This is a genomic window from Streptomyces sp. NPDC048644, assembly GCF_043199105.1.
Classification (GTDB): Bacteria; Actinomycetota; Actinomycetes; order Streptomycetales; family Streptomycetaceae; genus Streptomyces.
The window spans coordinates 651872-663347 of the sequence record NZ_JBICVO010000002.1 but is presented as its reverse complement, the minus strand read 5'-3'; the positions used below and the strand labels follow the sequence as shown (position 1 = coordinate 663347).

Annotated in this window: 10 protein-coding genes; 6 read left to right on the top strand and 4 right to left on the bottom strand. The window is 73.3% G+C overall.

Annotated features, from left to right (window positions below; all coding sequences use genetic code 11):
• Nucleotides 1-34: 34 nt before the first annotated feature.
• From ACGFNI_RS07110 to ACGFNI_RS07090, 5 genes are all read left to right on the top strand, one after another.
• Nucleotides 35-991: an ABC transporter permease gene (locus ACGFNI_RS07110; RefSeq protein WP_393681487.1), complete on the top strand. Its 957-nt coding sequence runs from the start codon at nucleotides 35-37 to the stop codon at nucleotides 989-991.
• Complete coding sequence (locus tag ACGFNI_RS07105) at nucleotides 984-1892, top strand: ABC transporter permease (RefSeq protein ID WP_393681352.1); 909 nt, start codon at nucleotides 984-986, stop codon at nucleotides 1890-1892. Before ACGFNI_RS07110 ends, ACGFNI_RS07105 begins: the two co-directional genes overlap by 8 nt.
• A 68-nt stretch (nucleotides 1893-1960) precedes the next feature.
• Entirely contained in the window at nucleotides 1961-2929 is a 969-nt protein-coding gene (locus tag ACGFNI_RS07100; RefSeq protein WP_393681486.1) for an ABC transporter ATP-binding protein, read from the top strand.
• Complete coding sequence (locus tag ACGFNI_RS07095) at nucleotides 2913-3605, top strand: ABC transporter ATP-binding protein (protein WP_393681350.1); 693 nt, start codon at nucleotides 2913-2915, stop codon at nucleotides 3603-3605. Before ACGFNI_RS07100 ends, ACGFNI_RS07095 begins: the two co-directional genes overlap by 17 nt.
• 85 nt (nucleotides 3606-3690) lie before the next feature.
• Complete coding sequence (locus tag ACGFNI_RS07090; protein WP_393681484.1) at nucleotides 3691-4143, top strand: acyl-CoA thioesterase; 453 nt, start codon at nucleotides 3691-3693, stop codon at nucleotides 4141-4143.
• Between the two features lie 57 nt (nucleotides 4144-4200).
• Here the strand turns inward: ACGFNI_RS07090 and lysX are convergent, their stop codons facing one another.
• Together lysX and ACGFNI_RS07080 are read right to left on the bottom strand one after the other, a co-directional pair.
• Nucleotides 4201-7515, bottom strand: coding sequence for a bifunctional lysylphosphatidylglycerol synthetase/lysine--tRNA ligase LysX (lysX, locus tag ACGFNI_RS07085; RefSeq protein ID WP_393681348.1), 3315 nt, complete (start codon nucleotides 7513-7515; stop codon nucleotides 4201-4203).
• A gap of 25 nt (nucleotides 7516-7540) precedes the next feature.
• The gene (locus ACGFNI_RS07080) at nucleotides 7541-8746 is read right to left on the bottom strand and encodes an Ig-like domain-containing protein (protein ID WP_393681346.1); all 1206 of its coding nucleotides are present in this window, start codon (nucleotides 8744-8746) and stop codon (nucleotides 7541-7543) included.
• A 274-nt stretch (nucleotides 8747-9020) separates the two neighbouring features.
• On the opposite strand from ACGFNI_RS07080, the gene ACGFNI_RS07075 reads away from it, so the two are divergent.
• Nucleotides 9021-9215 carry a hypothetical protein gene (locus tag ACGFNI_RS07075; protein WP_393681344.1) on the top strand — a complete coding sequence of 65 codons (195 nt, stop codon included), beginning with the start codon at nucleotides 9021-9023 and terminating at the stop codon, nucleotides 9213-9215.
• A 55-nt stretch (nucleotides 9216-9270) separates the two neighbouring features.
• Here the strand turns inward: ACGFNI_RS07075 and ACGFNI_RS07070 are convergent, their stop codons facing one another.
• Both ACGFNI_RS07070 and ACGFNI_RS07065 read right to left on the bottom strand, forming a co-directional pair.
• Nucleotides 9271-10551: a phosphodiester glycosidase family protein gene (locus ACGFNI_RS07070; RefSeq protein WP_393681343.1), complete on the bottom strand. Its 1281-nt coding sequence runs from the start codon at nucleotides 10549-10551 to the stop codon at nucleotides 9271-9273.
• 98 nt (nucleotides 10552-10649) lie between these two features.
• A complete protein-coding gene (locus ACGFNI_RS07065) occupies nucleotides 10650-11276 on the bottom strand; it encodes an N-acetylmuramoyl-L-alanine amidase (RefSeq protein ID WP_393681341.1) in 627 nt (208 codons plus the stop codon).
• Between the last annotated feature and the right edge of the window lie 200 nt (nucleotides 11277-11476).

Genomic DNA, 11476 nt, shown 5'->3' with positions numbered 1-11476 from the left:
CCCCACGTCTGTGCCCTGGGGGCCGATGGCGCGGATGACGGCACGGCGGGTCCTGCTCGCCGTGCCCGTTCTGCTCGCCGTCACCCTCGGGGTGTTCGCCATCGCCGCCGCCTCACCCTTCGACCCGGTACGGGCCTACGCGGGCGACGCCGGGCTCACCGCATCGCAGCAGAACCTCGACCAGCTCCGGCACAACCTCGGCGTCGACCAGCCGCTGCTCGCCCGCTGGTGGGACTGGCTGACCGGCGCCCTCACCGGCGACCTCGGCGACTCCGCCACCCTGCGCGCCCCCGTCTCGCAGGTCATCGGCGAGCGCATCGGCTGGTCCGTGCTGCTGTGCGCGCTGGCCTTCGTGCTCGCCGTCGCCGTCGGCACCCTGCTCGGCGTGCTCGCCGCCCGCCGCCGCGGCGGGCTGCTCGACCGCGCCGTCACCTCCGTCGCCTACGCGCTGGAGGCCGCCCCGCCGTTCTGGCTCGGCCTGCTCGCCGTCTGGCTGTTCGCCCTCAAGCTGGGGGTACTGCCGGCCGGCGGACTCACCGACACCGGCAGCGACGTCGCATCGGCCGGACAGATCGCCCGGCACGCCGTCCTGCCCGCCCTGGTACTCGCCGTCTCCCAGCTCCCGTGGTTCGTGCTCTACGTACGGCAGGGCGTCGGCGACGCCCTGGAGGAGGACCCGGTACGCGGCGCACGGGCCCGCGGCCTGAGCGAGCGGACCGTCCTGCTCCGGCACGCGCTCCGCTCCGGGCTGCTGCCGGTGCTCACCCTGATCGGCTCCCGCGTGCCGGAACTGATCACCGGCGCGCTGCTGGTCGAGACGGTCTTCAGCTGGCCCGGCATCGCCGCGGCCACCGTCGACGCGGCGACCTCGGTGGATTTCCCGCTGCTGGCCGCGCTCACCGTCCTGGCCACCGCAGCCGTCCTCGCCGGCAATCTCCTCTCCGACCTCCTGTACGGACTCGCCGACCCGAGGGTGGGTTTCGATGGCTGACCCCACACCGACCGCGAAGGCCCCCGCGGCCCCCGTCACCTGGCACCGGCGCGGCACCGGCACCGCGGCCGGACACCGCAACCGCACCCTCCGGGTGCGCACCTCCGCCGTCCTCGTCGCCGCCGTCGTGCTCGCCGTCCTCGTCGTCCCGCTGCTGATCCCCCTCGACCGGCAGGCCGTCGACCTGGCACTCAAGCTCAAGCCGCCGTCCTGGGCCCACCCCTTCGGCACCGACGAGGTCGGCCGCGACCTGCTGCTGCGCTGCGTCTACGGGCTGCGGGTCTCGCTGCTCGTCGGCGTGGTCGCCGCGCTCGCCGCCGCGGTCATCGGCACCGCCGTCGGCGCGCTGGCCGGCGCGCTCGGCGGCTGGGTGGACCGCGCGGTGATGCGGGCCGTCGATCTCTGCTCCTCGGTGCCGCACCTGCTGCTCGGCATCTTCATCGTGGCGATGTTCCGGCCCGGCGTCTGGCCGGTGATCATCTCGGTGGCGCTGACCCACTGGCTGTCCACCGCCCGCATCGTCCGCGCCGAGGTCCTCTCGCTGCGCTCCCGCCCGTACATCGACGCGGCGGTCTCCGGAGGCGCCTCACGATGGCGGGTGGCGCTGCGGCACCTGCTGCCCGGCGTACTGCCGCAGGCCGGCCTCGCCGCCGTGCTGATGGTCCCGCACGCCATCTGGCACGAGTCCGCCCTGTCGTTCCTCGGGCTCGGCCTGCCCGCCCACGAAGCGAGCCTGGGCATCATGGTCAACTCCGCCCGCAGCTCCCTGCTGGCAGGCGACTGGTGGCCGACGCTCTTCCCCGGCCTGTTCATCATCGTGCCGACCCTCGCCATCGCCGGCCTGGCCGGCGCCTGGCGCGAGCGGCTGAACCCACGCCGCCGATCGGAGCTGATGCTGTGAACGCGCAGGAAACCACGCACCCCGAGCCCCCGGTGCTGTCCGTACGTGGCCTGTCGGTCCGCTTCCGGATGCGTGGTGGCGGGCAGGTCGAGGCGGTATCGGACGCCTCCTTCGACCTGGCGCCCGGCAGCTGCCTGGCGCTGGTCGGCGAGAGCGGCTGCGGCAAGTCCGTTCTGGCGTCCGCCCTGCTCGGGCTGCTGCCGGGCAACGCCGAGACGGCGGGCTCGGCCCATCTGGCGGGGCAGGCGCCGGGGGAGCCAGCCGTCGAGCTGCTGACCGCGTCCGAACGGCAGCTGGCCCGCACCATCCGTGGCCGGCGCATCGGACTCGTCCCGCAGAGCCCCGCCGCCCACCTCACGCCGGTCCGCACGGTCCGCGCCCAACTCGAAGAGACCGTACGCGAGTTGACCGGGCGGCGCGGCGCGCGGTCCGAGCTGCGGGCGGCGGCCGAGGCGGCGGCGGAACGCGCCGCCTTCCCGCTCGACCACCTCGACCGCTACCCCCACCAGCTCTCCGGCGGTCTCGCCCAGCGCGCGGCGAGTGCGCTGGCCCTCGTCGGCGACGCCCGGCTGCTGCTCGCCGACGAACCCACCACGGGACTCGACCGCGACCTCGTCGAGCGCACCGTCGACGCGCTGCGCCGGCACGCCGACGACGGCCGCGCGCTGCTGATGATCACCCACGACCTGGCGGCGGCCGAGCGGATCGCCGACCGGGTCGCCGTGATGTACGCCGGACGCATCGTCGAACTCGCCGACGCCACCGCCTTCTTCGGTGCCCGCGGCCCGCGCCACCCGTACGCCCGCGGACTGCTTGACGCGCTGCCGGACCGCGGCTTCACCCCGATCCCAGGGCTGCCGCCGGAACTCGGCGCGCTCCCGGCCGGCTGCGCCTTCGCCGCCCGCTGCGACCGCGCCACCGACCGCTGCGCGACACCGCCCGTGCCGTCCGGCGGCGTCGCCTGCCACCACCCCGAAGGCGCGCCGGCCACCGCCGGCACCCCCGTCAAGGAGCCAGGCCGTGCTCGAACTGCGTGACATCACCGCCGGATACGAGCGGAAGCGGCCCGTCGTGTCCGGCATCTCGCTGACCGTCGGCGCGGGGGAATCGGTGGGCCTGCTGGGCCCCAGCGGCTGCGGCAAGTCGACGCTGGCACGGGTCGCGGCGCTGCTGCACAGGCCCGAAGGCGGCACCGTCGTCATGGACGGCGGGACGGTACGGGCCTGGCGGCACCGCGCCCCGCGCGAGCTGCGGACCGCGTTCGGCGTGATCTTCCAGCAGCCGCGGCTCTCCGCCGACCCCCGGCTGCGCCTCGCCGACCTGATCGCCGAACCGCTGCGCGCGACCGGTCGCCGCACGGAAGCCGCCGCGTCCGTCGCACAGTGGGCGCCCGCCGTCGGCCTCACCGACGACCTGCTCGCCCGCCGCCCGCACGAAGTGAGCGACGGGCAGCTGCAACGCGCCTGCCTGGCCCGCGCGTTGGTGCTGCGCCCGCGCTGGCTGATCTGCGACGAGATGACCGCGATGCTCGACGCGTCCACCACCGCCGCCCTCGTGCGGGCCGTCGAGGACTACCGGGAGATGACCGGCGCGGGACTGCTCGCCGTCGGCCACGACCGCACGCTCCTGGAACGCTGGTGCGACCGCACGGTCCGCTGGGATCAGCTCCAGGAGACGAACGGCCCGGCGGGCCCGCCCGATCAGGCCCGCTGACGATCAACGCCGCCTACGATGGGAACACACGGCCGGAACGTGCCGCCGGCGGACCGCCGGACCGGTACCGAGAGCAGCGGGAGCGATCGTGACGGATACGGCAGCCGGGAGCGCACTCTTCACCGTGAGTGTCACGGTCCGCGGCTACGAGACCGACACCCAGGGCCACCTCAACCAGGCGGTCTACCTCCAGTACGCCGAACACGCCCGCTGGTCGGCGCTCCGGGCCGCCGGTGTCCCGCAGAGCACCCTGGTGGAACGGGGCATGGGCCCGGTGACGGTGGAGACCACCATCCGCTACCTGCGGGAGCTGCGGGCCGGCGACGAGGTCGAGGTCAGCTGCGCCTTCGTCTGGGGTGAGGGCAAGTCCTTCCGGATCGAGCAGCGGATCGTCAAGACCGACGGCACTCCCGCCGCCGAGGTGCACGCGGTCTGCGGCCTCCTGGACCTCACCACCCGCAGGATGCTCACCGACCCGCGGGGCCGCTTCACGGCGCTGGCCACCGACCCCGCACTGCTCGGCATCGAGACGGTCTGACACCACTGCGCGCCCTCCCGGTGGAAGGGCGCGCAGTGGCGGTTGCGGTGGCGGTGCTCAGCGGCGCCGCACCAGCGGGAACGGGAGCGTCTCGCGGATCGACAGGCCGGTGAGGAACATGACCAGCCGGTCCACGCCGATGCCGAGGCCGCCGGTGGGCGGCATCGCGTATTCGAGTGCCTGGAGGAAGTCCTCGTCCAGCTCCATCGCCTCCACGTCGCCGCCGGCCGCCAGCAGGGACTGTGCGGTCAGCCGCCGGCGCTGCTCCACCGGGTCGGTCAACTCCGAGTAGGCGGTGCCCAGTTCGGTGCCGAAGGCGACCAGGTCCCAGCGTTCGGCGAGCCGGGGGTCCACCCGGTGCTGGCGGGTCAGCGGCGAGACGTCGGTGGGGAAGTCCTTGTAGAAGGTCGGCAGCGTCGTGCGCTCCTCCACCAGCCGCTCGTACATCTCCAGCACCAGGTCGCCGCGGCCCATCTCCGGCTTCACCGGCACCGCAGCGGCATTGCACAGCCGCCGCAGCACATCCGGGTCGGTGTCCGCGTCGACCGCCTCGCCCAGCGCCTCCGAGATCGCGCCGTAGACGGTCTTGACCGGCCAGATACCGGAGATGTCGTGCTCGACCAGGCGGCCGTTTGCATCCGCCTTGCGCGCGGTCGCACTGCCGAAGGCGGCCACGGCCGCGCCCTGGATCAGCTCCCGGGTCAGGTCGAGCATCACGTCGTAGTCGGCGAACGCCTGGTACGCCTCCAGCATCGTGAACTCGGGGTTGTGCTTGTAGGAGATGCCCTCGTTGCGGAAGGTCCGGCCCATCTCGAAGACCTTCTCCATGCCGCCGACGCACAGCCGCTTGAGGTAAAGCTCCGGCGCGATCCGCAGATAGAGGTCGAGGTCGTAGGCGTTGATGTGGGTGTGGAAGGGACGGGCGTTGGCACCGCCGTGGATCTGCTGGAGCATCGGCGTCTCGACCTCCAGGTAACCCCGGTCGATCAGCCCCTGCCGCAGCGCCTGCACGGCCGTGCTGCGGGCCCGTACGGTGTCCCGCGCGTCCGGCGAGACGACCAGGTCGACGTAGCGCCTGCGGACCTTGGCCTCCGGGTCGGACAGACCGCGCCGCTTGTCGGGCAGCGGGCGCAGGCACTTCGCCGTCAGCCGCCACGTCGTGACGAACACGGTCAGCTCGCCGCGGTCGCTGGTGCCGACCTCGCCCTCGGCCTCGACGTGGTCGCCGAGGTCGATGTCGGAGCCGAAGCGGTCCAGCAGCGCGTCGCCGCTGCCGTCCCGGGTCAGCGCGATCTGGAGGTCGCCCGACCAGTCCCGCAGCACGGCGAAGAGCACCCCGCCGTGGTCACGGGTGAGCAGCACCCGCCCGGCCACGGTGACCGACTTGCCGGTGTGCTCGCCGGCCCCGAGCCCGGGGTGCTCGGCGCGGACCTCGGCGAGCGTGTGGGTGCGCCGCACGCCCACCGGGTACGGGTCGGTGCCCTCGGCCCGCAGCCGCTCCAGCTTGCGGTGCCGGGTGCGCACCTGGTCGGGCAGCGCGGCCAGTTCCCGCTCACGCTGCTCCTCCTCGGTGGCCGGCTCGCTGACCAGGCCCAGTTCGTGCAGCGAGGGCAGGCCCGCGGTGCTGGCCGGGGCCAGCAGCTTCTTCTTGTGGCCCTTGCCCCACAGCTTGCCCAGGCTCGGTACGGCGACGAAGCCCTCGGCGATGCCGGAGGCCAGGCCGATCCTGGCCAGCGCGCCGGCGTCCGCGTAGCACAGGAACCGCGGGTACCACTCGGGGTTGTACTTGGCGTTCGAGCGGTAGAGCGCCTCCAGCTGCCACCACTTGGAGAAGAACAGCAGCAGCTTGCGCCAGAACTTCAGCACCGGGCCCGCGCCGATCCGCGCGCCCTCCTCGAACGCCGACCTGAACACCGCGAAGTTCAGCGAGACCCGGTGCACACCGAACTGCCCGGCCTGCGCGCACAGCTGCGCGACCATGAACTCCATGACGCCGTTGGGTGCGCTGCGGTCGCGGCGCATCACGTCCAGCGAGATGCCGTCGTCGCCCCAGGGCACGAACGACAGCAGCGCGATCATCTTGCCGTCGCCGTCGAACGCCTCGGCCAGCAGGCAGTCGCCGTCCTCCGGGTCGCCGAGCCGGTCAAGCGCCATCGAGAAGCCGCGCTCGGTCTCGGTGTCGCGCCAGGCGTCCGCCCGGTCGATGACCTCGCGCATCTCCTCGTCCGACAGTGCCGCGTGGCGCCTTATCCGGAAGGTGGCGCCGGTGCGCTGCACGCGGTTGACGGCCTGCCGGGTCACCCGCATCTCGCGGCCGTCCAGCTCGAAGTCCTTGATGTGCAAGATCGCTTCGTCGCCGAGCTGCAGCGCGCCGAGACCGCAGCGGGCGAACGCCTTCGCGCCGTCCTCGCTCGCGCCCATGACGGCCGGCTGCCAGCCGTAGCGTCCGGCGACCTCCAGCCACGCCTCGATGGCCTGCGTCCACGCCTCACGGTCACCGACCGGGTCACCGCTGGCCAGGCAGACGCCGGCCTCGACGCGGTAGGTGACGGCGGCCTTGCCGCTGGGGGAGAAGACCACGGCCTTGTCCCGGCGGGTGGCGAAGTAGCCGAGCGAGTCCGCGCCGCCGTAGCGCGCGAGCAGCGCGCGGATGCGGGCCTCTTCGTCGCCGTGCAGCGCCGCTTCCATGCGCTGCGAACGGAAGAGCGTGGCGGCGGCGTTCAGCAGTGCCAGCGCGCCGAGCAGGCCGAGCAGGGCGCCGAGCCAGTGCGGCGGGTAGCCCTCGACGAGCCGGCCGCCGACCAGCCCGCCGCAGACGCGGTTGGCCGTCCACAGCAGGCGGTTGCCGCCGCCGGCCTCCAGCGAGCCGGGGAACAGCGAGACCAGGCCCCAGCCCACCAGCACCGCCGCGACAAGACCGCCGACCAGCACGAGCGCGGCACGGGCGAAGGCGCCGCGCCGGGTGATGGCGTAGAACTCGCGGTGCGAGACGACCAGCAGGAGCAGCGCCGCGGTGCACAGCACCAGCGAGAACGCGTACTCCCAGTAGCCCGCGGCGAGGAACAGCGCGTCCGCGAGGGCGACCAGCAGCATGTACGCCACCACGAACCACAGCACCACCTGTTTGCGGGCGGTCATCGCCGCGCCCAGGAGGAACAGGAAAACGGCGTAGGCGAAGTTGGGCGCCACGGGGATGGTGAGGGTGTCCAGCCAGTAGATCACCGGATGGAGTCCGCGTCGCAGCGGTCCGAACAGCGCCGTGATGGCGCAGAACAGCCCCAGCACACTGAAGATGATGGCGAAGCCGTTGGGGACGCGGCGCCGGAAGCGCCGCCACCCCGTGAGTTGATCCTGGTCCTGCACGGTGCTCATTCCGTCACATTAGGCTCTGAAGGGGTCAGTTGGTCGGCGCGAGGGCGCTCAGGCGCTGCCAGCGCGACCAGTCGATCGTCCAGTCTGGGGTCCGGTGGTCGGTCTCGGCACTCCCTCCCGCGGATGAACCGGTGATCTCGAAGGGGTCGCCGGGTGCCAGGCGGGCGCGCAGCCAGTCGGCGGCCTCCTGCGAGACCCCGATGCAGCCGGCGCCGGCCCGGACCCGGTGCGGTGCGTCCCCGGGTGCCGCGGGCGCGGGCCTCCCGGAGGGCGCGGGGCGGACGGCGTGGTGCGGCGCGCGGTGGCAGGCGGCGCCCGGCAGTACGGACCCGGAGGGACCGGCGGCCGAGACGTCGCGGGCGGTCAGCGGGAAGACGCCGGTCCGCGGCGGCTTCGTGCCGTCAGCTCCGGCCGTGACCGGGAACCGCTTGACGGCCTTGCCGTCCTCGACGAACGTCAGCCGCCCGTGGTCGAGGTCGACCTTGACGATCCGGCTGCGGCCGATGGTGAAGTGCAGGTCGTGGTCCTTGGCGAAGTAGCGCCCGCCACCGGAGTCCACCCCGTCGAGGCCGGCCTGGACGCCGACCCGGGTGCCGGGTTTCCAGTAGTCCTTGGGGCGCCAGTCGACCCGGTCCCTGCCCGATGCGGTGCGCACCCAGCCCCACGACCCGGTGGTGTGGTTGTCGGTGGTCACCTTCAGGTGCTTCTCCACCTCGGCCCGGTCGGTCACCGGGAAGTCGAAGGTGACCGAGACGGGCTGCGCGACCCCCGCGACGGCGCCCTGCGAGCCGGGCCGCAGCGTCACCTTGTTGAACTTGCCCGCCTTCGCGGTGGTCACCGATTCCTTGGCCTCGCCGGTGCCGCCCTGCGGGTTCCTGGTCCGCGCCAGCACCGAGTATTTGGTGCCGGGCGCCGTCCTGGCCCCCGAGGTCCAGACGGTCCCGCCGTCCCCGAGCCCGCCGGTCAGGTGCCGGCCCTCCGGGTCGGTGACCGTCACCTCCGTCAGTACCCCGCCGGACGCCGTCACCGTGAGCCGGTCGCCCGCCCGCACGGTGGCGGTGCCGCTCGCCGCGCCCAGTGTCACGCGTACCGGGTCGCCCTTGGCGGGGGACGCGGCGGCGGAGCCGCAGGCGGTCAGCGCGCCGAGGCCGAGCACCGGGAGCAGCGTGAGCACGGCGTGCCGCAGCCCGGTGGGCCGGGTGCGGCGGCTGGGGCACGGATTCTGGCTCATGGTGGTGCTTTCGTCTGCGGTAGCGGTACGTCGAGGCGGGGGAGTATCGGCGCCGTCGGCCGCTAAGACGGCGGAAGGCGAAGACTCGTTGCCCAAAGTGACGTGATCCACGCCACACTGCGGCCCGTGGTGCCGGGGCCGCGGACGGACCGTGGAGCGTGACCCGCAGTGATCACCTGATCGGCGCACCTGGTGACGAAGCTGATATACGCCGAAATACGCCAAACTGGCCACTCGTAGCCGTCCGTTCGGGCGGCGGTCCAGGAGGTGTCCCATGGCTATTTCGATCTCGGTCATCCTGCTGCTGCTGATTCTGACGGTGATCTTTCTGCGCAGCGGAAAACTCAAGCTCTCGCACGCCATCGTCTGCGGCATGCTCGGCTTCTACCTGGCGGGCAGCAGCCTCGCCCCCGACATCCACAACGGCCTGTCCGGAGCGGCCGACGTCGTCAGCAGCCTGCGCCCGTGACCGCGGCGGCGCCCCGCCGTCCCGCCGCCGGTGGCCTCCCGGGCGGCGCGGCCCTTCATCCGGCCGAGAAGACCCCGACCGCGTTGGCCACCGGCCGCTCGGCGCCGCCCGACGGGTGATTGCGGACGACGGTGTCCGTGCTGCCCGGTGCGCGGGTGACCAGGGTCGACGAGCCGCCACCGTCCAGATCCATGCCGTCCCGTGCCCCCAACCTGCCCAGTGCGTCGGCCAGTTCGGCGATCGTGAGCCCCGGTTCGCCCCGCGTGCCGTCCAGGGACAGCAGGTAGAGCCGACGGCCGCCGTCCCCGATGCCGGCGCCGGTCCGCACCGCCCGGGTCGCGGTGTCCAGGCCAGGCAGCGGGCGGCTGTCCCGCAGGATGGGGAAGCCGCCGACCGCGAACCGCAGCGGCGAGCCGCCTCGGCCGACGAGCCGGTGGCGGACGCGCACCGGGTCGCCGGGCCGCAGGGCACGCAGCCGGCGCGCTCCCTCTTCCCGGCCGACCAGCACCACGCTCCCCGGAGCGATCGCGCCGCTGCCCGGCCGCCGCGCCACCGCGCGCACCCGGCCGCGGCGGACCGTGACCTCGTACGTCGTGTCGCTGCACGGCGCGGCGCGGTCGGTGTCCGTGCCGCAGGTGGCGCGCACCCGGGAGGCCGGGCCCCAGCGGGAGGTGTACGCGCCGATGCCGTTCACCGGCAGCGCGTACTGGTTGAGCCCGCGCAGTGGCAGCGTGCGGCGGGCGGTCAGGACCGCGCCGCGCAGGGTGAGCCGGTCCAGGCGTGCCCGCCGGTCGCGGCCGACGCCGAGCACGTCATGGGTGGTCGTGCCGGGTGGCAGGGCGGGGCCGAAGCGCTGGCCGTCGGGTACCGCGGCCTTCAGGGTGCGTCCGGAGGAGATCGCCGGGCCGACCGATGCGCCGGTCGGCTCGACGCCGGGGTGCTGGGTTTCGGTGATGTGGAAGAAGTCGCCGTTGACGGCGCCGACCGCGCGGCGCGCGGCGGCCAGCCGGGACACCGGGGACCGTGCGCCGACCGCCCCCGGGTACAGCAGGTCCACCGACACCTGCGGCGCGCCCAGGTCCACCGTCAGCAGATGGCCGTGTGCGACGCCGCCGGGCACCGTCATGCGGAACGCGTTGTACTGCACGCCGGGTGCCAGCCGGACGGCAGGTAACCGGTGCAGCGTGCCGGGCGCTGCGGTGGCCCGCGCGCCCTCGGCCGCTCCGGCGCCGGCCAGTACGCCCCATGCCGCCACTACCGTCAGCGCCGCCCGGAGATGTCCATGCCGCCGTCTCACGATGCCCCCTGAGGTCACGCCAACTGTCCCATGTGTCATGGAAGTTCACTATGGACCGGAGATGTCGTGAATCCGTAGAAGCGGTGAACGGCCGCCGTGCCGCCCGGCCGCCGGGGTGCCGGCGGCCGGGCGGAGTGTCAGGACGACGCGTCGGTGACCAGTTGCATGTAGCGCGCCCAGTCCCAGTACTGGCCCGGGTCGGTGTGGTCGGTGCCGGGCACTTCGACGTGGCCGATGATGTGGGTGCGGTCCTTGGGGATGCCGTAGCGGTCGCAGACGGCCGCGGTCAGCAGGGCGGACTGCTGGTACAGCGCGTCGGTGAACCAGGTGGGATCGTCCACCCAGCCCTCGTGCTCGATGCCGATACTGCGGGTGTTGTAGTCCCAGTTGCCGGCATGCCAGGCGACGTTGCGTTCGCGTACGCACGAGGCGATGTAGCCGTCGGACGACCGGACGACGTAGTGCGCCGCCGCTTGGTGTGCCGGGTCCTGGAAGAGCTTGATGGTGTCGGTGTACGTCTCCTGCGTGACGTGCACCACGACCATGTCGACGGGGTATTCCGTCGGGCGGTCGGCGGCCGTGTAGTTGGCGGTGTCGGCGGGGTTCCAGTGGGTGGGGGGATACGCCGTGGCGCGCGGGGTGCGGGTGCGGGGTGTGGCGCGGGCCGATGCCGCAGACAGGGGGGTGAGGGCGGCGGCAGCGGCGAGCGCGGCGGCGCCGGTGAGCAGTCGCCGGCGGGCCGGGGGCTGGCGGTCGGGCTCCATGAGGACTCCTGACAGGGCCGAGGGGGCGCGTACATGACATGTGCGGCCTGTGTTCATGATGCGCAACGGCGCGTTGCCTGCCAAGGGTGTGGCCGATCCGTCAATGGCCCGACCAAAGAAGAAAATCCGCAGGTCAGAACTGTTCGGAAAAGTGACACCGGATCACCCGGATGCCGTAGCGCGGCGCGTGGGCCGAGCGT